Origin of the sequence: Pseudonocardia sp. P1, from assembly GCF_000178675.2 — a bacterium.
GTDB lineage: Bacteria > Actinomycetota > Actinomycetes > Mycobacteriales > Pseudonocardiaceae > Pseudonocardia.
On sequence record NZ_ADUJ02000001.1, the window covers coordinates 3875179 to 3899607 of the forward strand.

Consider the following 24429-nt stretch of genomic DNA (forward strand, 5'->3'; position numbering starts at 1 on the left):
GTCCACTTTGGATACTCCACTCCCAAACCCCTGAGCTGCACCGATACCGCTACACCCGCCGCTTCCTGGGGCGGGGGCGCCGGTAGTCCCGCGCGGCGAGGCGGGCGCCCTCCTCGGCGGTGACGTAGCCGTGCTCACCGGCGCCGGGGGCGTCGCCCGGGTCCCTAGCTGTGCGCGTACGGGCCTGCCGCGCCTCGTCCGGCGACGGGTACCCCCGGCCGGGCAGCGGCCCGCTACGGGCCTCCTCGCCGGAGTACCTCGGCCCGGACTCCGGGACAGGTCCGCTCGACTCGCGGGTCTCGTCAGAGGGGGCGCCGCTAGACGCCGGGGCGGAGTCCAGGCCCGCGTCGCGGCAGTCTCGGCAGAACTCGGGGTAGGCGTCCAGGTGAGGCGGTAGCTCGGCCGGGAACTGCGCTCCACACCCCGCGCAAGCCGGGGCGGCGGAGCTTTCATCGACGATCTCGGCGTCGATGATCTCGGGCTCGGCCTCACGGCCGGGGCGAGGCCCCCGTTCGAGCCGCTGGAGGGTCTGCTCGTAGGGCTTCAGCTCGTGGGTCACGTCGAAAGCCTGTCGAGGAGACAGGCCCGCCCGGTCCAGCGCGTCCTTCAGCGCGCCGAGCTTCACCGCCGGGGGCAGCTCATCGTCAGCGGCCATGCCCAGTAGCTGTTGGGCCAACCGGTCGGCGGCCTTCTCGATACGCGCCTTGGCCGCTGCCTTCACCTGAGGGGCATTGCCCCCGTGCTCGCGGCAGATGTTCGTGCCCAGGAGAGCGGGCTTCTGGCACCGGCGAGTTCCGTCCGTCAGCATAGCAGCACACCGTCGATGGTCCGGCATATTTCGGTGATTACGGTTGTGGATAGGTCCTGATGTGGATAGGTTCTTACCGTTCATCTTGTCTTCTCCATTCCACTCTCTACTTCTATTTGTTGCTCGGCCCTCGGGTCGGTCACGTTCGGCCCCCTATAGGAGGCCGGGCCGAACGCTGACCTGCGGGGGGCTGGACGCAGGCCGAACGGGTCGAACACCTTTCCGCAGGTAGATCGTTCGGCCTGCGATCTTGAAAAGTCGGGGCCGAACGACCCGGGGCCGAACGTCCACCCCATCTACCTGGGCATTCATGAAATCGGACCAAGATCGCGGGCCGAACGCGGGCCGAACGGCTCACGTCAGGCCCCCGGAGGCGTTGACGGCCGCTTCTGCTTCGGGCTGCGAGGTGGACATAGGAAACCAGCGCTTGGCGCCACCGTTCCGCCGCACGACCTTTCGCCAGAGATGGCCGGCTTGAGCGTCGAGAAGAGACCGCAACTCGGCGGCTCCGCCGTCCTTGCTCTTCCCGAGCTTCATGGCCTCGATCAGCTCGGTGGTGTTGCACCCCGGCGCCTTGGCGATGGCGGCTTGAGCGTCGGAAGTGAGGGTGGCGTTACGGGACGCCTTCCGGTTGCCGTCAGCGGCGAACAGGCGCCGCGTCGCCGGGTCCATCTGCACCTGGAACTCGGGCACGTCAGGTAGGCGCCCCTCGGCGTAAAGGAACCGGTCCCCGGTGGCGACCTTGGTCAGGAGCCAGCGCTGGTCTGCCCAGTCGTCGAGGGCCGTGGCGCCGCGCGCGTGCTCCGTGCCTTGCTCGTGCTGCTCGCGGCCCATGTGGACGTACAGGAATAGGTCCCGAACCCCGGCGGCGGTCTTGACCTCATCCAGCGTCTCGGTGAAGCGGTTGACGTCGTCATTGTCGTTCTCCTTGCCGAAGCCCGAGAACGCGCGCCGGTGGGGGTCGAGATCGAGCACCTCAACTTCCATCTCGCGGCACCATTTGACGAGTTCGTCAACGTTGCGCGGGCTCGCAAGGCTGAAGCGGCGACCCCGCAGGTTCAGCGGAGCGACACGATCCGTCTTGGCGATCCCGACGTACGACAACCAATCGAAGAAGTCGGCCTCGTCGAGCTCATAGTTAAGAACTCCGATTCGACCGTCGGGCGGCAAAATATCGAATCGATCCAGGAACGGAACATTGTCGGCCAAGGCTCGGAGTTTGTTGGCGTTGATGTGGGTCTTTCCGGTCTTGTAGCGGCCTGAGACGGTCGAGTTGTAGCCGACCTTGTGCAGCCCCTCGATACGGTGAGGGGTCTTATCGCGGGGTCGCTCGAAAGCCTGAGCGAGGGTCTCGCGCGGCAGCGCGTAGAAGTGCAGGGCAGCGAGCTCGGCCTGGAACTCCTCCTTGGCCCGATGCCGGATAAGAAGGCGGTGCTTCTCCTTGTCGATATCGGCGCGTTCGTCGTCTGGCTTGTCCCGGTCAACTTTGGCGCGGGTCTCCGCCGGGTCAGCCTGCTGCGCCGCCGCCGCGCAGTACTTGGCCATGTCGAGGAACTCATTGTCATCTGGCCGGCGGCCCTCCTGGTCCTCGAACGCCGACACCCACAGCGCTCGGAGCTCGTCGTGGGCCTGCCGAGCGGGGAAGCGGCCGATGATGGCTTCGCGGAACGCCATGCACAGCGCATCCACCATCGACGGGTGACGCTGGAGTTTGTCCCGGTTCTCAAACACCGCCTTGGCCCCCTTGAGCCCGTACGGCTCGGCATTGCCCTTATGGGAGTCGAGGAAGGCGTCGAGTTCGGCGTCGCTTTCGAGCGCTGTCACCTCAGCCGACGCATCGTTGAGCATCGAGGCGACGGATTCCGGTAGCGGAAACAGCGGGGCGATCGCGCCCCATCTGTACAGACCGGGATCGTCCGGGTCCTTGGCCTTGTCCGGTGCAATCTCGTCTGGGTGCACACTGGGGTATACGGCGATAACGCCATTCTTGCCGCGGACCTCGCCCCAGTGTTGGTTGCGCAAGGCGCCCATGCCGTTGCCGAGCGTCCGGCCCTTGGGCATCAGGAACAGCACGTGACGGCGGTTCCGCTCGCGGGAGGTCCAGTGATACGACGCGCCCTCGAACTCCTCGGACAGCCACTCGGGCAGGTGCTCCGGGCGGTCGATGTCGATTGCGAAGGCACCGGACTTGCCGACGTGCAGCGCGATTCCGCGATCGGTGCCCTGCGGCCACCATTTTTTGATATCGTCGCGGTCACGGGTAGAAAGCTCCGGCCAGTCGTCTCCGAGGATCGATCCTGGGTGCTTGGTTCCCCGCCGCAGCGGGATTACATACCACCCCGCCTTGGCGTAGGCGAGAGCCGCTCCGCGTGGAGTGCAGTTTTCCTTGAGGCGGGGGATTCGTAGTTCTGTAGCGGATTCAGGCATGGGGGCAGTACGCTTTCTGATGAGGCATGGCTGGCCTTTCGTAGGGAGCGGAGGCCCGCCCTGGGGTGGCATAACCCGGGGCGGGACCTCGCGGTGAAGGACCTATTGACTTTAAGATGTCAGCATGCGTGCGCGCTTATTTTCTGGAGTCCTGGCGGATTGCGGTGCGCCAGAACTTCTTGAGGTCCACCGGGCGCACGCCCTTGGGGTAGAGCTGCACGCTGACGGTGTCGCGAGTCCAATGCAGAGCCTGCTCCTCGGAGATCACGTAGGACCAGCCGAACTCCGCCAGAGAATCGAGTTCCTCGTGCAGGGTGTCGGCTCTCTGCCACGCGGCGTGCGGTTCCGCTACGCACACGTGCCCGGTAGGTAGCCGCAGCCGGTACGTGTTCCGGAGCCACCCGCCCGCGAGCTCGTCGGCCGTCAGCGGCCCGCGTAGCCGCGTCAGCGCCAACACGGGGTTGCCCTCCGGCCGGGTGGACCTGCTCCATCCGTTGTGCGCTATCTCCGGCGCGAGATACGGCTGGCAGCACGGACACCGCGCCGTCTCCACTTCACGCATCAGCCCGGACCCCCGTCCCGGCCTCCCACGCCGAACCCGTCCACCCGGCCCACGCGCCGTAGCCGCCCGAGGACCCCTCCGCGCGCCCACCCGTTGTGCGCCTGCCGAGCTGCCGCAGCGAGATCGGCCCGGCGCACGGGTACGAGGTCGCGCAGCGCGACGCGGCTACTCACTCGGAGCCGACCTTGATCGAGGTCAGCCAGCGGTCGAGCTCGGCCGGGTCGAAGTACAGGCGGCCCCGCTCGAACCCGCCGGGGCGTTCGGCACTGAGGTCCTGGCGCTTGATGGCGTCCCGCATGACGCGTTCCTTGTAGCCGGTGTACTCGGCGGCTTCCTCGATGGTGAGCTTGCGGCTCATGTTGTGGCCCTCCCGGTTTGGTCATCGGGAGGAAGGCATAGAAAAACCCAGGTCACCTCCCGACGACACACGTCATCGGTAGATGCCTGGGTGGTTGATTTGCTTGGGTCTACCGTCGCCAATTGCAGCGGTAAAGCTCCCCAAGCCCGGGAGGATGCCAGGCCCTCAAACCGGAACGGTTGTTAACGGCCACCGTCGGCCTATTCGGTTACCGGCGTAACTATACGCCACGGGCGTTCACCGGCGCTACCGGGGTGAATGCGTGAGATATTCCGGGGGAGCTGTTCTTGACTGGAATTGTGCCCGTTTGATAATGGGCTACTTTCCGGCCGGGCGCGGGCACATACGCCGCACCGACGACCACATCACCGTGACCTCACCGCTCGCCCGCGCGACGTCGAGGACCGGGCTGGACAGGCTGCGTTGGTGTGCGCTGCCGGTGAGGCGTAGGGCGAACCCCGCGCGGCCGTAGCCGGTCACGACGCCCGTCAGGGGCATCGCGTCGTGGTGCTTCCAGTGCACGCGGACGGGCGTGCGCGAAGAAATCAGCTCGGCCAGCTCGGAGGCGCTGGCCCGGGTAGCGTTACTCATGATCGTTCTCCTTGGGCGGTCTGGCCCGGTCGGTACCCCTCCAAGTTCCGGCCGGGCCGCTTACGTTGTTAGGCAGTCCTCACGAACGGATTCGGCGCCAGGCACGGGTCGCAGGCGAATCCGCGGAACACCACAGCGCCGGAGTTGAAGGCGCACATGTTCAGCTCGGAGGCGCGGACCCCGCACAGGTCACAGTCAGCGCCGTCCACGGCTGAGGCGAACCCGGCCGCCAGCTCGTCGGTCTTGACCTGAAGGCAGGCCCCGCACAGCAGTACGTTGGGCTCCCGCCCGATCACGAACGCCGGGGCGCTGAGGCTGGTGATGTGCCCGCAGCGGGCGAGCGTCTCGTCGCGGAACGACGCCGCGTGGTCGCGCATCCACGCGATCACGGCCCCGGGCGCGGGCTGCATGTCGGGCAGGTAGGCGGCCCAGCCCGCCGCACGGTGCCGCTCGACGATGCGCCGGGCGTGCGCTACGGCGGCGAGGTACTGGTCATGGTTGGGGTTCACGGCTCGGGTCCTCTCGGTTGGCGGGGAGCCCCGCCTCCCTCTCCGAGTGGGCTTCGGGGAGGGAGGCGGGGTCTCGGGGGCAGGGCATCGGCGCAGGTCTGGCAGCACGCAGAAAGGGGCGGCGCGCCTGATGGCCAGCCTTGGTCGCGACAAGTAGCGACTTTGACGCCTGGGCCCTGTAGTTGTGGTGGAGCTACCGGGTGATGAGCTCGGCCTTCAGCCCGGCCTGAGCGGTGAGCTGGACCCGCCCGCCCGCTACCGGGAGCCGCTTCTCGGCGGACACCTCCACCGACCGCAACCCCAGGTGCACCTTGCCGGAGGCCGGTGGGCCGGGCAGGACCTTGCGGGGGTTGGTGCGGCGGATGGTGGCGACGGGCACGGCGGTCGACCTCGGCTTCCGCTGTGGGCCGCTACGCCGCGCGGACGAACTCGCCGTCCGCGCGAACCGCCCCCGGCTGTCGCGGCGGTAGCGGCGCACCCCCGTCACAGCACCGGCGCCTGGTACGGGCCGGGCGTCTCGGACGAGTCGCGGATCTCCATGACCGCAGCCGCGCCCCGGTGCCGAACGCCCACGCCGAACCCGCGCGTGTAGAACGAGTCGATCAGCGGGTAGGCCTGCTGCGCACCGGCGATCAGCCGCAGCCCGCGCGCGGCGACGTTGCTGTGCTCGCGGAAGCCGACGGGGTTGCGCGTGGAGCCCGGCCCGCCCGTCGCCACCAGCACCAGGTACCCCGGCGGCATGAAGCCCGTCGGCGCTACCCACGTGTTCCCGTACGACCCGGCGATCTCCAGGCCGTTGTAGTTGGCCGGGGCGATGGAGCCGATGATCTCCTGGTCGGCCAGGTACGGCGCCGACCCCTCGCTGGGGATGAAGTCGTAGGCGGGCGCCGAGGCGTCGGTGACGCGGATACGGGCGATGTGTTCGACATCGGCCGGGTTGGCCAGCAGGATCGCCCGGGTCCCCGGCACGTCCAGGTAGCCGTGCTCGGCGACGTTGCGGTACAGGTCGTCGAGGTCCTTGCCGTCGACGGTGGCCGCGCCGCTGACCATGTAGTGGTTGTGGCCCGGCTGGAACTCCGTGAACAGGTGGCGCGGCGGAGCGATGCTGTCGCCGTTCCACAGGCCGTAGACCGTGCGGCCGTCGTCGTTGAGCCCCGGCGTCGGGTTGAGCACGCGCTTCAGGATGGCGGTGGTGGTGAGCTTGTTGTCGGCGTAGAGCGCCTGCGCGTGCACCGACTCCACCTGCTCCCGGGTGGCGTCCCGGAGGAAACGCCACGTGAACCGGGTTGCCTTGTCCCAGTCCTGGTACGGGTACCCCATCATCAGCGTCTCGGAGGTGTTGCGCAGGCTCGTCGGCTCGCCGAACTCCGACGCGAGCTCGAAGTCGTCCTCGCCGATGGTCTGGGCGACGGCCTCCGCCGAGGCAGTAGTACCGAACGCCAGCAGCGCCGTCACCGCGTCGCGGCTCTCGTTCAGCACGCCTAGCGTCTGCTGGAACTCGCCCCAGATGGAGTTGAGCGGCTGGCCGTCGATGGTCTGGGTGACGATGTCACCGGCGGTGTTGTAGCCCTGTTCCGCGCCCCGCAGCGTCCAAAAGGGCTCGCCGGTGACGGTGTAGCCGAGCGGCTTGTGAATGGTGTGCATCTGCATTCTCCTTCAGCTGCCGGCCGTGACCGGCGCGTTCGCGTTCCGCATGGACTCCACCCAGACGTCCAGGTCAGCCTTGGTGAAGAACCACGGCCCGAACTCACTGGTCTTGTAGCCGACCAGCCGGGGCGGGTTACACCGCGCGGCGTAGGCAATCTGCCCTGTCGGGAGTCCGGTGTATTCCGACGCCTGTCGAATGTTGAGCTTGCGCTCCATTCGCTTCTCCGTTCTTAGGTACGGTTCCAGCGAATAGAACGCTACGCGCGGAGAATGCGCAGACGCTAGTTCAACGAATTACTTCGGATACCTGCACCGGCTTGGATTTCCAGGTCGGGCCACGTACCCCTCACGTACCCCTGCCACGGGGGTACGCGGGCGTCTACGGGGCTACACGCGGTGTACGCCCGTGCCGGCAGAATCGGCCTCTGACCTGCGTGAACTCCAGTCGCAGGGGCCCGTTATCGCAGGTAGCCGGGGCGTGGGCGCGGACCTCGGAAAAGCACTCGTAATGCGTAGGTCGCGGGTTCGATTCCCGCAGGCGGCTCCACGAAGCCCCTGGTAGCGCCGCTACCGGGGGCTTTCGCATGCCGGGTGCACGCCCGCCGGGATCAGAGGGCGGTGAGGACGTCGTAGTCGGTGCCGTCGGTCGTCGCCAGGTAGATGCGTTGCCGGGCGCGCGACCGCTCGACCGCCACGGTTCCCCGCGGGCCGTGGTAAGTGAAGGCCTCCGCGGTCGCGCAGAGTGCGCCGACGTCGCAGGTGCCGGTCTCCTCGACCAGCGCGGCCAGCATCCGCACGCCCTCGTAGCAGGACTCGCCGGGCGCACCCGGGGCCGGCGCCTCCGGGCCGAAGCGGCCGACGTAGCGCGCGCCGAACCGGAGGCTCTCGGCGGTGGGGAGGGCCTCGAAGTAGCCGGCGGAGACGAAGACGTCCCGGGTGGCGGCCGGGCCGATCGCCCGGAGCATCGACTCGTCCATGAGCGTGGAGAAGCGGGCGCACTGGTCCTCGAGGCCACGTGCGGCGAACTGCCGGTGGAAGTGGACGGCGTCGTCCCCGACCAGGAAGAGCAGCACCCCGTCGCAGCCGCTGCTCTCGATCTCCCGCAGGACCTCCTCGTAGTCCGAGGTCCCCAGCGCGACGAACCGCTCACCGTCGACGCCGAGGTCGCGGCGATGTTCGAGGAACCGCCGGACGAGGGCGGTCGACCGGCGGGGCCACACGTAGTCGTCGCCGACGACGAACCAGCGGCGGACGTCGATCTCGCCGGCCATCCAGTCGAGGGCGGGCAGGAGCTGGATCGCGGGTGTCTCACCGATGGCGAACACCCCGGGCGTCGTCTCGCCGCCCTCGTAGAGGGCGGTGTAGACGTAGGGCACGCGCCCCTCCGTCGCCCGGGTGAGGTGCTGCCGGACCACCGAGAGGTGCCAGCCGACCACCGCGTCCACCTCGCCTGCCACGACGAGGCGGTCGATCTCGGCCGCCACGTGCCGCGGCGGGCCGCCGCCGTCGACGATGCGGAGCTCCACCTGCCGGCCGAGCACGCCGCGTCCGGCGTTCAGCTCCTCGGCGGCCAGCCGGGCACACAGGACGCACGACGGTCCGTAGATCGCCGACGGTCCCCGCAGCGGGACCACGACGGCCACTCGGAGGCTGTCGCGGTTCACGGTGCGTCCCGGACCGCGTGTCGGTTCGACGTGCGCACGGTCACATCAACCCGCTCCTGCCGGCGGGCATTCCCGCCCGCACGGTCACCGCCGGGCCGGTCCCCCACGGCGGGACCCCGGCTCCGGGGAGCAGCAGGGGTCGGCCGGGCCGGGCCCCGGCGCGACCGTGACGTGGTGCGGGCCGTCGACACGCGGCGTCACGGTGAGACCGGGCAGCGCGGTCGTCCGGGCGGCCCGGACGGCGTTGAGGATCACCAGGACCTCGGCGGCCTCGTGCACGACGACGACGGCGGCCAGGCCGAGCACGCCGACGGCCGCGAGCGGCACGAGCACGCCGATGATCAGCAACGAGAGGCCGACGTTCTGCAGCATGATCCGGCGGGCACGCCGGGCGTGCGCGAGGTTCTGCGGGAGGTGGCGCAGGTCCTCCCCCATGAGCGCGACGTCGGCGGTCTCGATCGCGACGTCGGTCCCCATCGCGCCCATCGCGATGCCGACGTCCGCGGTGGCGAGTGCCGGGGCGTCGTTGACGCCGTCGCCGACCATCGCGATGCGCCGCCCGTCCGCGAGCACCGGCAGGAGGGCCGCCTTGTCCTCCGGCCGCAGCTCGGCGTGCACGGTGCCGATACCGGCCCGCCGGGCGAGGGCGTCCGCGGTGCGCCGGTTGTCCCCGGTGAGCATCGCGACCTCGATGCCGAGGTCACGGAGCCGGCGGACGGCCTCGGGCGCCTCGTCGCGGAGCTCGTCGCGGACCGCGACGGCGCCGAGCAGCGTCCCGCCGCGTTCCACCAGCACGACGGTGGCGCCCTCGCCCTCCAGGCGGTCGACGTCGTCGGCCAGCGGGCCCGGTCCGATCCAGCCGGGCCTGCCGAGCCGCAGCGCGATCCCGTCCCGGGTGCCGGTGAGCCCGTGACCGGCGACGGCGGTGACGTCGTCGGCGGGGCGCACGGTGACCGGCCGGTCCGGTCCGCCCGCGGCGCCGAGGATCGCGCGGGCCAGCGGGTGCTCGCTGCGGGACTCCAGCGCGGCGGCGCAGGCGAGCACGTCGGCGCGGTACCCGCCGGGCACGGCGAGGACGTCGACGACCTCGGGCTCGTTCCGGGTCAGCGTGCCGGTCTTGTCGAGGGCGATCGCGCGGATCCGGCCGAGCTCCTCCAGCGCGGCGCCGCCCTTGACCAGTGCGCCCTGCCTGCCGGCGGCGCCGATCGCGGCGACGACGGTCATCGGCACCGAGATCGCCAGCGCGCACGGCGACGCGGCGACGAGCACCACCAGCGCCCGCTCGATCCACAGCGCCGGGTCCCCCAGCAGTGCACCGGCCGCAGCGACCAGGGCGGCGAGCACCATGACGCCCGGCACGAGGGGCCGGGCGATCCGGTCGGCGAGGCGCTGGCCGGAGCCGCGGCGCTCCTGTGCCTCCTCGACGACGTGCACGATCCGGGCCAGCGAGCTGTCCGACGCCGGCGCGGTCACGTCGACCTCGACCGCGCCGCCGCCGTTGATCGTCCCGGCGTGCAGGACGTCGCCGGGCCCGGCCTCGACCGGCACGGACTCGCCGGTGACGGCCGAGGTGTCGAGGCTGGTGCGCCCGGCCCGGACGACGCCGTCGGTCGCGGCCCGCTCGCCAGGGCGCAGGACCAGGACGTCGCCGACGACGAGGTCGCCGGGCGCGACGGTGACCTCGCGCCCGTCCCGCAGCACGGACGCGGTCGGTGGGACGAGTGCGAGCAGCGCGCGCAGCCCGCGCCGGGTCTTCGCCACGGCGTGGTGCTCGAGGCCCTCGGCGATCGAGAACAGGACCCCGAGCAGCGCGGCCTCGGTGATCCGGCCGAGGAGGACGGCGCCGACCGCCGCGATCGTCATCAGGGTGCCGACGCCGATCCGGCCGTGGCGCAGGGCGCGCAGCGCGCCGGGGACGAACGTCGACGCCGCGACCACGGCGGCGAGGAGCTCGATGCCGGTGACCAGGGGCGCCGGGCCGTCGAGGACCGGGCCCACGAGCAGCGCGACGACGAGCAGCGCCGCCGCCACCGCGGCCGGTCGCAGCTCCCGGACGTCCCGGAGGTGGGCGGGCGCCTCGTCGTCCGGCCCGGGGTCGCAGCACGCGTCAGCCACGGCCCGCTCCGGACGGCAGCCCGGTGCCCGTGTCGGTGTCGGTGTCGGCGTCGAACAGGACCGACAGCAGGGCCCGGCCGCGGCCGGTGAGCCGGTACATGACCATCCGGCCGTCCTTGCGGGAGGTGACGATCCCGGCCGTGCGGAGCCGACGCAGGTGGTGCGAGACCAGGGCCTGCGAGGACCCGACGATCCACGCGGTGTCGCACACACAGAGCTCGTCGCCGGCCAGCAGGGCCCGCGCCACACGGAGCCGGGTCGGGTCACCGAGCCCGCGGGCCAGCCCGGCGACGGGTTCGAGCGCGGCGAGCCCGGGCAGCGCGGTCCGGATCCGCTCGGCGTGCGGCAGGTCCAGGCACAGGAGCTCGCAGGTGTCGTCCTCGGTCACGCGGACATACTAATACTCGTACGGATGTTTCTACAGGCATGCCGCGGTGGTGGAGCGGCGGTCGCCAGGGTCGGCCCGCACAGGACGCGACCGCGGGAGGGTGACGGGCACCGTGCGGCGACCCACGTACCGCCCCGGACCGGCCCTCGTCGTCGTCCTGCCGGCCCTGTTCGCCCACGTCGTGCTCGGCCCGCTCGTGGCCTGTCACGGGACCGGTGCGGTCCCGGTGGCGGTCGTGGAGCAACACCCGGCCGGGCACGCCGGGTGCACGGAGGACCATCCCTGCCAGCACGGCCCGACCGGTGACCACGGCACCGACGACTCCACGGTCCGGGCCCTCGACACCCCGCGGGCGCCGGCGGCCGTGCTGCCGCTGTGCCCCGCCCCCGCGCGTGCGGAACCCCCCGTGGTGCCCGTCCGGCCGTCCGGGCCGGTCGAGCTCCTCGCGGTGCGCGAACCCGTGACGGTGCTCTGCGTCGATCGGAACTGACCGGACCGAGCGTCCCGTCCGTGTCGTCCGATCGTCCGCGGCCCGCGCGCCGCCGAGCCCCGAAAGGGCATTCCGTGTCTCCGATCATCCGCACCCGATCCACCCCTGCCGCGCCGAGGCCCGGCGGGCCGTCCAACCTGAGGTTCTCCCTGGTCCTCGTCGCCGTCTTCGTCGTCGCGGTCGGCGTCCTGCTCGCCGTGACCCGCGGCAGCTCGGCCGGCACCGAGGCCGAGGCCGAGGCCGAGGCGGCCGCCGTCGCCACCCGGGAGGACAGCCTCCGGCTGTCGACCGCGCCCGGCTCCACCGTCGATCTCGTCGAGTTCCTCGACTTCGAGTGCGAGGCCTGCCGCGCCGCGTACCCGGCGGTCGAGCAGCTGCGCGCCGAGTACGGCGACCGGGTCGACGTCGTCCTCCGGTACTTCCCGGTGCCGAGTCACGCCAACGCCGAGCGCGCCGCCCGGGCCGCGGAGGCCGCGGCCCGACAGGGCAGGCACGAGGCGATGTACGCGCTCATGTTCGAGACGCAGACCGAGTGGGGCGAGCAGCAGGTGCCGATGGACGACCGGTTCCGCGGCTACGCCGAGCGGATCGGCCTGGACATGGGCCGCTACGACGCCGACTACACCGACCCGGCCACCGCGGAGCGGGTCGAGGCCGACCGCCGGGACGGGCTCGCCCTCGGCGTCCGCGGCACGCCGACGTTCTTCGTGAACGGCCGGATTCTCGAACCGCGGTCGCTCGACGACCTCCGGGCGGCGCTCGACGAGGCACTGGCCGGCTGACGGTGCGGGCCCGGCCGCGTCGCTGCCGCGGCCGGGCCCGGCCGGCTCAGCCCGGCGTGATCACGACCTTGAGCGCCTGGTGGGCGGCCGCGTTCGCGAACACGTCGTACGCCTCGTCCATCCGGTCGAACGTGAACGAGTGCGTCCCCATCTTCTCGGCCGGGATCCGGCCGCTCGCCACCATCGTCAGGAGCGTCGGGATCGACACGGTGTCGACCAGGCCCATGGTGAGGGTGACGTTCGAGATCCACATGTCCTGCATCGGCAGCTCGACCGGGGCGCCGTGCACGCCGATGTTGGCGATCGTCCCGCCGGGACGGACGAGCGACGCCGCGGTCAGCAGGGTCTCCGGGTAGCCGACGGCCTCGATCGCGACGTCGACGCCGAGCCCGTCGGTCAGCGCGGTGACGTCGCCGACGGTCCCCGGGCCGACGTCGACGGCGTCGGTCGCGCCGAACTCGAGCGCCTTCTCCAGCCGGAACTTGTCCGAGTCGACGGCGATGACCTTCGACGCGCCCCACAGGCCGGTGGTCAGGACCGCCGACAGCCCCACCGCGCCGGCGCCGACGACCGCGACGGTGTGCCCGGGCCGGACCCGGCCCGCGAGCACGCCGACCTCGTAGCCGGTCGGGAGCGAGTCGGCGAGGAAGATCGCCTGCTCGTCGGTGACACCCTCCGGCACGGCGTGCAGGGAGGTGTCGGCGAAGGGGACGCGGACGTACTCGGCCTGGGTGCCGTCGATGAGATGGCCGAAGATCCAGCCGATGCCGCCGACGGTCCGGCAGTGCGAGGGCATGCTGCGCCGGCAGTACTCGCAGCGTCCGCACTGGGTGATCGCGGGGACGAGGACGCGGTCGCCGACCGCGAAGCCGGAGACCGCGTCGCCGACCGCGGTGACGGTCCCGACGGCCTCGTGGCCGAGGACGCGACCGTCGGTGACGGCCGGGACGTCGCCCTGCAGGATGTGCAGGTCGGTCCCGCAGATCGTGGTGGTGTCGACCTTCACGACGACGTCGGTGGGGTCCTGGACGGTCGGGTCCGGGACGTCCTCCCAGGACTTCTTGCCGGGACCGTGGTAGACGAGTGCCTTCATCTGCTCACTCCGTTGTTCGCAGGCTCGCGTGACGGCCGACCGCGTCGGCCCACCCGAGGGTCCCGGGACGCGACGGTCACCGGTACCGCTCCGCGGGCCCGGCCCGGCGACCCGTCGATCGGCGGATCGGACCCGGCCGGCACGTCCGCCTGTGGGTACCGCCCCGGCGTTTCCGTGTCGCGGCGGTGGGGAACCCGGGTTCCGAGGTCGTCGGAGGGGGTGCGGGGATGACCCGGAGCGTGGAACAGCGGCTGCGCCGGAGGGTGTGCGTGCCGTCCGAGGAGAGCACCTGCCGGGTGCGCCGCGAGCTGCGCGGGGCGCTGTCCCGATGGGACCTCGGCCCCGACGTCGTCGACGACGCGCTGGTCGTCGTCGAGGAGCTCGTCGCGAACGTCGTCGACCACGCCCGTACGCGCTGTGACCTGGTCGTGGAACTGATCGGGCACGTCCTGTCCGTCGCCGTCCGGGACCGGTCCGCCGGGGCCCCGGTGATCCGCGCGGTGGACACCACCGCACCTCGCGGACGGGGACTGCAGCTGGTCGACGGCCTGTCGGAGAGCTGGGGCTGTGCGTCGCACCCCGACGGCAAGACGGTCTGGGCCCGCCTCGCCGCCTGAGCGCCGTCCGCGGTGACGGCGCTCAGAGTTCGGCCCAGACGGTCTTCCCCGTCCGGGTCCGGACGACGCCCCAGGAGGCGACGGCGTCGATGATGGCGAGGCCCTTGCCGCGGTAACCGCCCAGCCGGGAGTGCCCGACGGTGAGCATCGCCGACGGGTCGCCGTCGTCGACCTCGATGTGGACACCGTCCTGTTCGGACACGGTGATGCGCAGACCGCTGGCGCCGCCGCCGTGGTCGGCCGCGTTCGCGACCAGCTCGGTGACGACGAGCTCGGCGTCGGTCGCACGCCCGCGGTCCGGGAGCCGCCGGCGCAGCCAGCGCCGGACGGCGGGCAGCTCGGTGACCTCGCACCCCTGCCTGCGGAGCGAGGCCGCCGAGGCGCCCGGTTCGGCCACGTCGCTCCTCTTCCGTCGGCTCGGGCGCAGGACGATGCCGCCCGTCCGTTCGTCGTGCGCCGACGGGACCAGTCTCCCCGCCCCGTCACCGATCGGCAGCGCGGAGCGGGGAGGACCGGTCCTCGTGGTGAAGGGCTTGACCGTGCCGCGACGGCACGGTCTTTCCTGGAACGTGACCGACCCTGCGAGCCGCACCCGGGAGGCGCGATGACCGCGTTCGAGCCGTACGACCGTCCGCCGCACCCGGCCGGCGAGGGCTGGGGCACCGGCCCCGCGCGCGGGGAGGGACTGCGTCCGGTCCGTCGGCGCGACGTGCTGCACCGGATGCTGTACGAGATCGCCCGGCCCGGCCCGTACGGCGGCACGGTCCGGTACACCGTCGAGGTCGACGCCGGCGAGGGCGACGGGTCCCCGGTGCTCTATGTGGACGGCCGGCGCGCGGCGGAGGCCGAGTCGCCGGCGTCGTTCCCCGTCCACGGCGGGGTCGTCGAGGTCGAGGTCTCGCTCTACGGGATGGGACGCGTCCACTTCGTCGGCCACGACGGGACGGAACAGCGGCTCGCGCCGGTGCCCGGCACCCTCGAGCACCTGCGCGGCCACCTGCACCACCGCAACCCGCGGCTCAGCCGGGGTATCGGGCGGGTGGCGATCGCCGTCCTCGTCGTCAACCTCGTCCTCGCCGTTCCCCAGGCGCTGGAGCTGGTGACCGGCATCGACCGGGTCGCCGAACTCGTGGGGACCTTCACCTCGCCGGTGCACCTCCCGTACTGGCTCAACACCGGGCTCCTCCTCGCGGGTGCGCTCGCCGCGGTGGAGCGGACGCTCACCCTGCGCCGGAACCGGGTGCTCGATGTCGAGACCCTGTGGACGAACTTCTGATGACGGCTCCGCGACGGCTGCCGCCCGTCGCGCGCAGGTGCCGGGTTCGGCGATCCGCACCGAAAAGGTGAGTAACCATACGGAAAGTAATGTGCACCCTCGATGGTGTTGCACGGTTTGAACAGCACGTTTCCGACGGTTACGTTCTTTGCAGCCGGTACGGGCTCCCCCATTTGTCAGCGTGCCGGCAGGAGCCTGGGGTCGAACGGCCCTGCAATCATCAGGAGAAGAACTGTGCTGAAGAAGAAGGCTGGCATCCTCGCCGCGTCCTCCGTCGCGGGCCTGCTCGCGCTGTCCCCGCTGGCCTTCGCCGGCGGCGAGATCGACAAGGACGCCAAGGGCCTCGTCTCGGGCGCCAACGGCAACAACGGCAACGTGCCGGTCGAGGCCTGCAACAACAACGTGCCGGTCAACGTGCTGGGCGTCCAGGTCCCGGTCGAGGACGCGGCCGGCGGCAACGGCCTCACCGGCGGCGCCGGCATCGCGGGCGAGGGCGAGGCCAAGTCGGGCGACTCGGCCACCGACCAGTCCGACACCTGCGGGCAGGAGTCGGGCGCCGGCGACGCCATCGGCGGCTGATCCTCCCGGATCTCTCGTACGCCCCCGGGACCTCGGTCCCGGGGGCGTACGTGTGCCGGGGGTCACTCCGGCCCTGTGACCCTGTGTAGTTCCCGGGTGAGCCCGGGGTGTTTCGTCCGGAGCAGGACGACCCGATCGTCGCAGTAACCGGACGGAAAGTAATAGTGCTCGCACGATGGTGGCAGACAAATTGTGCTGATCATTGGCGGTAGCTAGATTCACTCGTAGCCGGTACGGGCTCCCCCCTTTTGTCAGCGTGCCGGCAGGTAGCCGGGGCCGTCTTCGCACGGACTCCGAGACTCATCAGGAGAAGAACTGTGCTGAAGAAGGCCGGAATCATCGTCGCGGCGTCCGCCGCCTCCCTGCTCGCCGTCTCCCCGCTGGCCTTCGCCGGCGACTACGCCGGTGACAGCAGCAAGGACGCCAAGCACCAGGGCCACGACGGCGGTGTGATCGACAAGGACTCGAAGGGCGGCCTCGTCTCGGGTCTGAGCGGCAACAACGTCAACGTGCCGATCCAGATCTGCAACAACAACATCCCGGTCAACGTCCTGGGCGCGCAGGTGCCGGTCGAGGACGGCGCGCTGCTGAACGGCCTGACCGGTGCCCTGGGCATCGCGGGCGACGCCAAGACCAAGTCCGGCGACTCGGCGACCGACCAGTCCGACAGCTGCGGCCAGGCCTCCGGCTCGGGCGACTCGATCGGCTGATCACGCCCCGGCGAGCTTCGCCGACGTGCCCCCGGGACAGTGCGGTCCCGGGGGCACTCGCATGTCCGGGGCCGGTCGCCCGGGTGGTCACGCCGCTGCGCGCGCCCGGAACGCCTTGCGTACCTCGATCCAGGACACCGCGACGACCGGCACCAGCACCGCGGCCGTCCACTGCGGGCCGGTGAGGGGAACCAGCCGGAGCGTGTCGCGCAGCAGGGGCACCGTCATGATCACGACGGCGGCGACGGCCGTGACCACCGTCCACACCGGGAGGAACCGGTTGGACAGCAGCCCGGCCCGCAGCAGCGGGGTGCGTTCGGTCCGCATCACCCAGGCCAGTGCGAGGTAGCCGGAGAGCCAGCCGACGAAGGCCAGGGTCTGCGCGGTCGCCGTCGCCGCCCCGGCGAACGAGGCCACCAGGTACAGCCCGCCGACGGCGACGAACAGCGAGGCCCCGCCGGTCAGGAGGTCGGTGACCAGCGGCCGGTCGAGGAAGCGTGCGGCCGGGTCGCGCGGCTCCCGGTCCATCGAGTCGCGTTCCGCGGGTTCCGCGGCGAACGTGGCGCTGCCCGCGATGTCCATGAACATCTCGAGCACCACGATCTGGATCGGGGCGAAGGGGACCGCGAACCCCGCAGCCACCCCCGCGGCCGCCGTCGCCACCAGGCCGGCCTTGCAGGCCAGGTAGTACCGCACGCCCTTGCGCAGGTTGTCGTGCAGCGTGCGGCCCTCGCGCAGCGCCCGGGTGAGGGTGGCCGCGTCGTCGTCGGCCAGGACGAGGTCCGCGGCGTCGCGGGCGACGTCGGTACCGGAGGCGCCCATCGCGACCCCGACGTCCGCGCGGGCCAGCGCCGGGGCGTCGTTGACGCCGTCGCCGGTCACGGCGACGACCTGGTCACGGGCCTGCAGCGCCTCGACCAGACGCAGCTTGTGGGAGGGCGTCACCCTGGCGTAGATCGAGGTCCGGGCGGCGGCGTCGGCGAGGGCCTCGTCGTCGAGCCGGTCGAGGTCGCGACCGGTCAGCAGCGTCGCGGTGTCGATGCCGACCTCGGCGGCGACGGCGCGGGCGCACGCCGGATGGTCGCCGGTCACCATCACGACCCGGATCCCGGCGCGCCGGGCGGCGGCGACGGAGCCGGCGGCCCCGGCCCGCGGCGGGTCGGCCAGCCCGACGAGCCCGGCCGGGACGAGATCGCGTTCCGCCTCCTCGGCGTCGTCCGGGAGCGTCGACGCCCGCCGGGTCGCCACCGCGATCACCCGGAGGCCGCCGGCGGCCATCCGCTCCGCCCGGTCGAGCAGCGCCGAGTACTCCGGGAGGCACCGGGCGAGCACCGACTCCGGTGACCCGGTGGTGACCACCAGGCCGTCCGGCAGCACGACCGTCATCGACTCCCGGGCCGCGTCGAACGCGAACCGCCGGACCGGGTCACCGGGCAGTTCGAGGCCGCGGGCCTCGGCGGCGACCAGGAACGCGACGTCGGTCGGGTCGCCGGACCAGCCGCCGCCCCGCTCGGGCACGGCATCGGTGCAGACGGCGCCGAGGGCGACGAGCTCGTCGGAGGAGACGTCGACCGGCACGGTCCGCGCGACCGTCATCCGGTTCTCGGTCAGCGTCCCCGTCTTGTCGGTCGCGATCACCGTGACCGTGCCCAGCGCCTCGGCCGCCCGCAGCCGCCGGACGAGCCCGCGCCGGCGGGACAGGCGGTAGGCGCCGAGACCCAGGACCAGGCTGATGATGATCGGCAGTTCCTCGGGGACGGTCGCGAACGCGAGCGTCAGCCCGGTGAGCACCATCTCCCGCCAGGGCTGCCCGGTGAGCACCCCGACGAGCGGGACGAGGACGCTGAACCCGATCGCGAGCGTGGCGAGGGCCTTCGACAGCTCCCGCATGGCCTGCTGCAGCGCGGTGCGGGGTGGTTTCGCGGCGACCACGAGGCCGGTGATCCGGCCCAGCTCGGTCCCGGTCCCGGTGGCGACGACGACGCCACGGCCACGGCCGGCGGCGACGGTCGTCCCGGCGAAGGCGAGGTTCGCCCGGTCGCCGAGATCGGCGTCGCCGTCGACGATCCGGGTCGCGTCCTTCGTCGTGGTGACGGACTCGCCGGTCAGCGCGGACTCGTCGATCCGCAGGCCCCAGGTCTCGGTGAGCCGCAGGTCGGCGGGCACCCGGGCGCCGGTGGTCAGCGGGACGACGTCGCCGGGCACGACCTCCTCGGTGGGGACCGACACCGTCCGCCCGTCCCGCAGGACCGGCGTGGTCGGCGCGGTCAGCGTGCCCAGCGCGGCGATCACCGACTTCGCGCGGAACTCGGCGAACACCTCGACCAGCACGACCGCCGAGATGATCACGACGATCGCGACCGTGTCCTCGACCCGGCCCCAGACGCCGTAGAGCACGGCGACCGCGGCCAGGAGCAGCATCATCGGCTCGGTGATCTCGTCCGCGAGGACGTTCAGGAACGTCACCCGGCGCGGGGCGACCCGCCGGTTCGGGCCGTGCCGGACGAGCCGGGCGGCGGCCTCCGCCTCGGTCAGGCCGGAGGCGGGGTCGGTGCCGAGGTCGCCCGCGACCGTCGCCCCGGTCGCGGTGTGCGGGTTCATTCCGGCCGCGGCGGCAGGTCGGGCGCGACGCCCTCGGCCCGGTAGACGCCCGCGGTGAAGGCGTCGAGCGCCCGGCGGCAGCGGTCGAGGAGGGACTCGGCCTCCTTGAGGTGCTCGTCCGGGAAGAAGTCGCGGGCGCCGATCTTGGCGATCCACCCGGTGAGCCGGTCGAGGTCCTGCTCGTTCTCCTCCAGCTCGGCGAAGGAGAAGTTGTCCTTGCGGGTCTCCTTCTCGAGCTCGGCCAGCAGCGCGTTCCCGCGCTCGGCGAACTCGGCGAACTCCTTGGCGCGCTCGGCCCGGAACCGGGCGACGATGCCGTCGTCCTCGTGGGCCGCGGCGTGCAGGGTGTAGGCCGTGCCCCCGTGCTCGCGCACGTAACCGGCGAGCCGCTCCACGAACTCGCGGTGCTCGTCGGTGGCGGGCAGCACCCACGCGCCGTTCTGCAGGCCGACGGCACCCGCGGCCCGGGCCCGGCGCCAGAGCGTCACCCGTGGGCTCGACGGGGACGCTGGCAACTGGGCGAGCAGGAGGACCCAGCCCTCGGTCGGCATGTCCGATACGCTACGGACCACGTCAAGATCAATGCAACAGGTGTTTCGTCCGGGCCGGCTCCCGTGTGCGCGCCCGGACGCGCGGGCGGGCACGCTGTCCCCATGTCCCGACCCGTGTCCCGGCTCGGCCTGGGCCTCGCCGCGATCGCCCGCCCCGCCTACATCACGTCCGGCCGCGCGTCCGGTCTCGGCGACGACCGCGACGTCGCCACCCTGCGCGCCCGCACCCACGAGCTGCTCGACGCGGGGTACGCCGCGGGAATCCGCTACCTCGACGTCGCCCGCTCCTACGGCCTCGGTGAGGAGTTCCTGGCCGGCTGGCTCGCCGGCCACCCGGAGATCGACGACGTCGAGATCGGGTCGAAGTGGGGGTACCGCTATGTCGGCGGCTGGCGGATGGACGCGGAGAAGCACGAGATCAAGGACCACTCGCTCGACGCGTTCACCGAGCAGTACGCGCAGACCCACGAGCTGCTCGGCGACCGGCTCGGCGTCTACCACGTGCACTCGGCGACGCTGGACACCGGCGTCCTCGACGACACCCGCGTGCACCGTGCGCTCGCGCACCTGCGCGACGCGGGCGTCCGGGTCGGGATCTCCACCTCCGGACCGGCGCAGGGCGAGGCGGTCCGGCGGGCCCTCGACGTCCGGGTCGACGGGGAGCCGCTGTTCACGTCGTTCCAGTCGACCTGGAACCCGCTCGAGCCCTCGGCCGGGCCCGCGCTCGCCGAGGCCGCCGACGCCGGCGCGGTCGTGCTGCTCAAGGAGGTCTTCGCGAACGGACGCCTGGCCCCCGGCGGGGACGACGGCACTCCGGGGGCGCGGGCGGCCGCGGCGCTCGCCGACCGGGCCGGCGTCCCGCTGGACCGGCTCGCCGTGGCCGCGGCGCTGGCGAACCCGTGGGCGACCCGGGTGCTGCTCGGGCCGGTCGGGACGGCCCAGCTGGAGTCCAACGTGGCCGGTGCACTCGCGACGCTGCCGCCCGGCGCGGAGGAGGAGCTGGCCGCGCTCGCCGAGGAGCCGGAGCGCTACTGGGCGACCCGCTCCGCGCGCCCCTGGTCCTGATCGGACGGTGCCTGACCGGGCGGTGCCTGCCGCCGCCGGGTCGCCCGGAACCGTGACGGGGAGAGCCCGTACCGGTCGGTGAAGGCGGTCCGCAGGGTCTCGGCCGACCCGAGCCCCGAGCGGCGGGCGACCTGTGACAGCGGCAGGTCGGTGGTCGCGAGCAGCTGGGCCGCCGCCTCGACCCGGATCCGGCGCACGACCCGGGCCGGGGAGTCGCCGAGCCCGGCGGCGAACAGCCGGTTCAGCTGGCGGGTGCTCACCCCGGCGCGATCGGCGAGCGCTCCGGCGCCGAGGTCGTCGGCGGGGTGTGCGGTGGCGTGCTCCAGGAGGCCGCGGACCAGCGCGTCGTCGGTCCGCGGGGCCGAGGTGAACATGCTCGCCTGGGCCTGGTCGCCGGGGCGTTGCAGGTAGGTGACCAGCTCGCGGGACACCCGCCGAGCCAGCTCGGACCCGTGGTCCTCCTCGACGAACGACAGCGTCAGGTCCAGCGCCGACGTCACCCCGCCGGAGGTGGCGACGTCGCCGTCGCGCAGGAAGATCGGATCGGGGTCCACGGTGACCCGCGGGAACCGCGCGGCGAGCTCGGCGGCGAACCGCCAGTGGGTCGTGGCCGTCCGGTCGTCCAGCAGTCCCGCCGCGGCCAGCAGTGTCGCGCCGGTGCAGACGCTGGCCGTCCGCCGCGCGGTCCCGGCGACCCGGCGCAGGTGGTGCAGGGCCGCCCGGTCCCCGGCGGCGACGGTGTGTCCCGTGCCGCCCGAGACGACGACCGTGTCCACCGGCCCGTCCCAGTCCGCCAGCCGGGTCCGCGCGACGAGCTCGATCCCGCCGTCGCACGGCACGACCGGACCGTCGAGCGCGACGACCGTGATCCGGTACGGCGGTCGCGCCCGGTGCCGGTTCGCCATGGTCAGGGTGCTCGTCACCGAGGTGACGTCGAGCGGCTCGACGCCGTCGTAGACGACGACCAGCACGGCACGCTCCTCCACGGTGCGCAGAGTAGGTCGTTCCGGACCGGAACCCCAGGGGAACGGACGGGATCGCCCGGGCCGCCGCCGCCAGCTCGCCGGCCGCGCTACCCCTGGGGGGTATCCGATCCGAGGAGGTCCCCATGAGTGCCACGACCACGTCCACCGGCCGCTCCGTCGCGCGGCGGTTCCTGAATCGCTGGCCCGCGGTGGCGGGGATCGTCGTCGCCGTCCTGAGCGCGGCCGCCGCCGACGGTGCGGCCCCGGTCCTCGTCGCGGCCGGGTTCGTCTACCTCGGCGCGGCGGCGCTCGGCCGGCCCGGCGCGGCCTGGCCGATGTTCTGGCTCGCGTTCGTCGTGATCGCGGTGTCCCGGTTCGTCCCGGGCGTCGAACCGGTGCCGGCGATGCTCGTGGTGGCGGGGGTCCTCCTCGTCGCCGGGCTCGTGCGGGGTGCGTTCCGGCCCGCCGGCGGGATGCCGCTGCAGGCCGGGGTGCTGGTGGCGGTCGGCGGGCTCGCGTTCGCCGCGTCGACGGCGTCGCCGCAGGTCGCGGGCCTGATCGTCGCGGCGGGACTGCTCGGGCACGCCGGGTGGGACCTGTGGCACCACCGCACCGGCCGGGTGGTCTCACGCTCCCTGGCGGAGTTCTGCGGGGTGCTCGACGCGGTCCTCGCCGCACTGGTCCTCTGGGCGACCTTCGGCTGACCCGTGGCACGCGCCGAGCGGCCCGGCCGTTTCCGACGGGGTGTTCGATCGTTTACCTTCCAGCCACCTGGCGGTCGGTCTCCCGACGACCACCCGTAGCCTTCTGCTTCTCGTCGGGGCCGACCAGGACCGCCGGGGCATCCGTCCGGATCGGGGGTCCGGCCGCGCAGAGGAGGGGACATGACCGCCCAGCACCACCTGGACCGTCAGCAGTCACGCAATGCCGACGACGACCCGGCCACCGAGGTGATCCCGCGGGTCGGACGGTCCGGCCCGGCGTCCGCGGCGGCACCCGCACCGGTCGAGCCGTCACCCGCACCCGAGGCGCCGGCCGCGGCACCGCACCTGGCGCTGCTGCGCCCGTCGAGCGTCGTGAAGGTCGCCGGTGGGCTCACCGCCGTGCTGGTGTTCGCGCACTTCGCGGCCGCGGTCTACGGGATCGGCCGGCCCGGCTTCGAGATCCCGGCGGCGATCCGGCTGGGCAACGAGCTGAACATCTCGACCTGGCTCAGCTCGGCGATGCACCTGGTGAACGCGGGCATCCTCGCGCTGATCGCCGCGAACTCGGTGCGCCGCGAGCGGTGGAAGTGGATCCTGCTCAGCGTGTGCTGCGCGGTGGTCGCGATGGACGAGACCGCCGCGAACCACGAGCAGGTCGGCTGGATCATCCACACCACCTTCGGCACCAGCGGTTTCCTGACCTACGCCTGGATCATCCCGGCCGTGGTGGCCGTCGCGGTCGTCGCGGCGCTGTGCCTGCCGATGATCCTGCGGCGCCCCGGTGCCTGGATCGTGATCGCGGGAGCGGCGCTGTTCCTGTTCGGTTCGGTCGGCCTCGAGTCGGCCGGTGGCGCGCTGTTCGAGCAGACCGGTGACGTCCAGGCCTTCGGCTACTCCGTGCTCGCCGGGGCCGAGGAGAGCTGCGAGATGTTCGGTCTGGTGATCGCGATGGCCGGGCTGATGCGGATGGCGGGGGGCAGCGGCCTGCGCATCGCGGGCACCGCGTTCGTCGACCGCTCCCGCTGAGCGACCCCACACGACGGGCCCGGCCCCGGAGCGGCACATCGCCTGCCTCCGGGGCCGGGCCCGTCGTCGTGCGGGGTCAGCGCCCCCGGTCGGAGCCGCGGCCGGTGAGGCCGGAGCGCTCGACGAGTCCGGCGAGGTCCCGCTCACCGTCGAGCCAGCGCCCGGTGAGCAGCCCGGCCGCCCCGAGCAGCAGCGCGACGACGAACCCCTCGAACCCGCCGGCGATCCCGGCGATGGCGAGCAGCAGGCCCGCGAACAGGCCGATCCGGGCGTTGGCGCCGAGTGTCACCGGTCCGCTCACGACACCCGGGCGGGGTTCTCGATCTTCTTGGGCGGCTGGGTCTCCTCGGCCGGCTCGTCGGTCGGCAGGTGGACGTCGTCGACCGAGATGTTGACCTCGACGACCTCCAGGCCGGTCATCCGCTCCAGGGCGGTGATGACGTTGCGGCGGATGGCCTTCGCCAGGTCGGCGATCGAGACGCCGTACTCGACGACGATGTTGATGTCGACGGCCGCCTGCTTCTCGCCGACCTCGACGGCCACGCCCTGCGAGGCGTTGGTCGTACCGCCCGGGATGCGCTCACGCAGCGCGCCGAACGCGCGTGCGGCGCCGCCGCCGAGGGCGTGGACGCCGTTGACCTCGCGCGCGGCCAGCCCGGCGATCTTCGAGACGACGGTCTCGGCGATCCGGGTGCTGCCGTGCTCGGACTGCAGCGCCGACGGGGTGCCGGTGGTGCCGGTCGTGGCGGGAGCCTTCGTGTCGGTGCCGGTGCTCATGGGGTGCGCCTCCGCATTTCGTGGGCCCGGGATCCGCCGGGCCGGTGTGGACTGACGGAGCGGGGCCGGGGTCGCGCCGTCCTGCCCCGCCGATCCGTTCGACACCTGTGGGAGGCACCGGGGG

General features: G+C 72.4%; 28 protein-coding genes. 9 read left to right on the forward strand and 19 right to left on the reverse strand.

Going from position 1 to position 24429, the window contains the following annotated elements; genetic code table 11:
* Window positions 1-49: 49 nt before the first annotated feature.
* From PP1_RS17765 to PP1_RS17820, 12 genes are all read right to left on the reverse strand, one after another.
* A complete protein-coding gene (locus tag PP1_RS17765) occupies window positions 50-655 on the reverse strand; it encodes a hypothetical protein (protein ID WP_139323994.1) in 606 nt (201 codons plus the stop codon).
* Between the two features lie 507 nt (window positions 656-1162).
* Complete coding sequence (locus PP1_RS17770) at window positions 1163-3235, reverse strand: bifunctional DNA primase/polymerase (protein WP_075314836.1); 2073 nt, start codon at window positions 3233-3235, stop codon at window positions 1163-1165.
* 136 nt (window positions 3236-3371) lie between these two features.
* On the reverse strand, window positions 3372-3692 hold the full coding sequence (locus tag PP1_RS17775; protein WP_010225376.1) for a hypothetical protein: 321 nt from the start codon (window positions 3690-3692) through the stop codon (window positions 3372-3374).
* A 274-nt stretch (window positions 3693-3966) separates the two neighbouring features.
* A complete protein-coding gene (locus PP1_RS17780; protein ID WP_010225374.1) occupies window positions 3967-4155 on the reverse strand; it encodes a helix-turn-helix domain-containing protein in 189 nt (62 codons plus the stop codon).
* Between the two features lie 318 nt (window positions 4156-4473).
* The gene (locus tag PP1_RS17785; RefSeq protein ID WP_010225372.1) at window positions 4474-4746 is read right to left on the reverse strand and encodes a hypothetical protein; all 273 of its coding nucleotides are present in this window, start codon (window positions 4744-4746) and stop codon (window positions 4474-4476) included.
* Between the two features lie 68 nt (window positions 4747-4814).
* Window positions 4815-5255: a hypothetical protein gene (locus PP1_RS17790; RefSeq protein WP_010225370.1), complete on the reverse strand. Its 441-nt coding sequence runs from the start codon at window positions 5253-5255 to the stop codon at window positions 4815-4817.
* 193 nt (window positions 5256-5448) lie between these two features.
* A complete protein-coding gene (locus tag PP1_RS17795; protein WP_010225368.1) occupies window positions 5449-5634 on the reverse strand; it encodes a hypothetical protein in 186 nt (61 codons plus the stop codon).
* Window positions 5635-5738: 104 nt separating this feature from the next.
* Window positions 5739-6899, reverse strand: a complete 1161-nt coding sequence (locus PP1_RS17800) for a hypothetical protein (protein WP_010225365.1) — start codon at window positions 6897-6899, stop codon at window positions 5739-5741.
* A 12-nt stretch (window positions 6900-6911) separates the two neighbouring features.
* On the reverse strand, window positions 6912-7118 hold the full coding sequence (locus tag PP1_RS17805) for a hypothetical protein (protein ID WP_010225363.1): 207 nt from the start codon (window positions 7116-7118) through the stop codon (window positions 6912-6914).
* Between the two features lie 392 nt (window positions 7119-7510).
* On the reverse strand, window positions 7511-8566 hold the full coding sequence (locus tag PP1_RS17810) for a substrate-binding domain-containing protein (protein ID WP_050802215.1): 1056 nt from the start codon (window positions 8564-8566) through the stop codon (window positions 7511-7513).
* An 84-nt stretch (window positions 8567-8650) separates the two neighbouring features.
* Window positions 8651-10681 carry a heavy metal translocating P-type ATPase gene (locus tag PP1_RS17815; protein WP_010225359.1) on the reverse strand — a complete coding sequence of 677 codons (2031 nt, stop codon included), beginning with the start codon at window positions 10679-10681 and terminating at the stop codon, window positions 8651-8653.
* Window positions 10674-11069, reverse strand: a complete 396-nt coding sequence (locus tag PP1_RS17820; protein WP_010225357.1) for an ArsR/SmtB family transcription factor — start codon at window positions 11067-11069, stop codon at window positions 10674-10676. The genes PP1_RS17815 and PP1_RS17820 overlap by 8 nt, the downstream gene beginning before the upstream one ends.
* A 112-nt stretch (window positions 11070-11181) precedes the next feature.
* Between PP1_RS17820 and PP1_RS17825 the strand changes: the two genes are divergently transcribed.
* A complete protein-coding gene (locus PP1_RS17825) occupies window positions 11182-11559 on the forward strand; it encodes a hypothetical protein (RefSeq protein WP_139323993.1) in 378 nt (125 codons plus the stop codon).
* Between the two features lie 74 nt (window positions 11560-11633).
* Window positions 11634-12341 carry a DsbA family protein gene (locus PP1_RS17830; protein ID WP_010225353.1) on the forward strand — a complete coding sequence of 236 codons (708 nt, stop codon included), beginning with the start codon at window positions 11634-11636 and terminating at the stop codon, window positions 12339-12341.
* A gap of 46 nt (window positions 12342-12387) precedes the next feature.
* Here the strand turns inward: PP1_RS17830 and PP1_RS17835 are convergent, their stop codons facing one another.
* On the reverse strand, window positions 12388-13434 hold the full coding sequence (locus PP1_RS17835) for an alcohol dehydrogenase catalytic domain-containing protein (RefSeq protein ID WP_010225351.1): 1047 nt from the start codon (window positions 13432-13434) through the stop codon (window positions 12388-12390).
* Window positions 13435-13661: 227 nt separating this feature from the next.
* On the opposite strand from PP1_RS17835, the gene PP1_RS17840 reads away from it, so the two are divergent.
* The gene (locus PP1_RS17840; RefSeq protein WP_010225349.1) at window positions 13662-14051 is read left to right on the forward strand and encodes an ATP-binding protein; all 390 of its coding nucleotides are present in this window, start codon (window positions 13662-13664) and stop codon (window positions 14049-14051) included.
* A 22-nt stretch (window positions 14052-14073) separates the two neighbouring features.
* Here PP1_RS17840 and PP1_RS17845 read toward each other — a convergent pair whose 3' ends face one another.
* Complete coding sequence (locus tag PP1_RS17845; RefSeq protein WP_010225347.1) at window positions 14074-14448, reverse strand: ATP-binding protein; 375 nt, start codon at window positions 14446-14448, stop codon at window positions 14074-14076.
* A gap of 207 nt (window positions 14449-14655) precedes the next feature.
* On the opposite strand from PP1_RS17845, the gene PP1_RS17850 reads away from it, so the two are divergent.
* The 3 genes from PP1_RS17850 to PP1_RS17860 all read left to right on the forward strand — a co-directional run bounded on the left by PP1_RS17850 (window position 14656) and on the right by PP1_RS17860 (window position 16616).
* Entirely contained in the window at window positions 14656-15327 is a 672-nt protein-coding gene (locus PP1_RS17850; protein ID WP_010225346.1) for a hypothetical protein, read from the forward strand.
* A gap of 234 nt (window positions 15328-15561) precedes the next feature.
* Entirely contained in the window at window positions 15562-15906 is a 345-nt protein-coding gene (locus tag PP1_RS17855; RefSeq protein WP_010225344.1) for a hypothetical protein, read from the forward strand.
* Between the two features lie 317 nt (window positions 15907-16223).
* Entirely contained in the window at window positions 16224-16616 is a 393-nt protein-coding gene (locus PP1_RS17860) for a hypothetical protein (protein ID WP_010225342.1), read from the forward strand.
* Between the two features lie 87 nt (window positions 16617-16703).
* Here PP1_RS17860 and PP1_RS17865 read toward each other — a convergent pair whose 3' ends face one another.
* The gene (locus PP1_RS17865; protein WP_075314834.1) at window positions 16704-19217 is read right to left on the reverse strand and encodes a cation-translocating P-type ATPase; all 2514 of its coding nucleotides are present in this window, start codon (window positions 19215-19217) and stop codon (window positions 16704-16706) included.
* Window positions 19214-19768: a Chromate resistance protein ChrB gene (locus PP1_RS17870; protein WP_010223908.1), complete on the reverse strand. Its 555-nt coding sequence runs from the start codon at window positions 19766-19768 to the stop codon at window positions 19214-19216. Before PP1_RS17870 ends, PP1_RS17865 begins: the two co-directional genes overlap by 4 nt.
* A gap of 102 nt (window positions 19769-19870) precedes the next feature.
* Between PP1_RS17870 and PP1_RS17875 the strand changes: the two genes are divergently transcribed.
* Window positions 19871-20833: an aldo/keto reductase gene (locus PP1_RS17875; protein WP_029239125.1), complete on the forward strand. Its 963-nt coding sequence runs from the start codon at window positions 19871-19873 to the stop codon at window positions 20831-20833.
* Here the strand turns inward: PP1_RS17875 and PP1_RS17880 are convergent.
* On the reverse strand, window positions 20797-21819 hold the full coding sequence (locus tag PP1_RS17880; RefSeq protein WP_010223905.1) for a GlxA family transcriptional regulator: 1023 nt from the start codon (window positions 21817-21819) through the stop codon (window positions 20797-20799). The genes PP1_RS17875 and PP1_RS17880 overlap by 37 nt on opposite strands.
* A gap of 122 nt (window positions 21820-21941) precedes the next feature.
* Here PP1_RS17880 and PP1_RS17885 point away from each other — a divergent pair, with 122 nt between their 5' ends.
* A complete protein-coding gene (locus PP1_RS17885; RefSeq protein ID WP_010223903.1) occupies window positions 21942-22502 on the forward strand; it encodes a hypothetical protein in 561 nt (186 codons plus the stop codon).
* Window positions 22503-22682: 180 nt separating this feature from the next.
* The gene (locus PP1_RS17890) at window positions 22683-23528 is read left to right on the forward strand and encodes a hypothetical protein (RefSeq protein WP_010223901.1); all 846 of its coding nucleotides are present in this window, start codon (window positions 22683-22685) and stop codon (window positions 23526-23528) included.
* 76 nt (window positions 23529-23604) lie between these two features.
* Here PP1_RS17890 and PP1_RS17895 read toward each other — a convergent pair whose 3' ends face one another.
* Window positions 23605-23829, reverse strand: coding sequence for a hypothetical protein (locus tag PP1_RS17895; protein ID WP_227012749.1), 225 nt, complete (start codon window positions 23827-23829; stop codon window positions 23605-23607).
* On the reverse strand, window positions 23826-24305 hold the full coding sequence (locus PP1_RS17900) for an Asp23/Gls24 family envelope stress response protein (protein WP_010223897.1): 480 nt from the start codon (window positions 24303-24305) through the stop codon (window positions 23826-23828). Before PP1_RS17900 ends, PP1_RS17895 begins: the two co-directional genes overlap by 4 nt.
* Window positions 24306-24429: the final 124 nt, after the last annotated feature.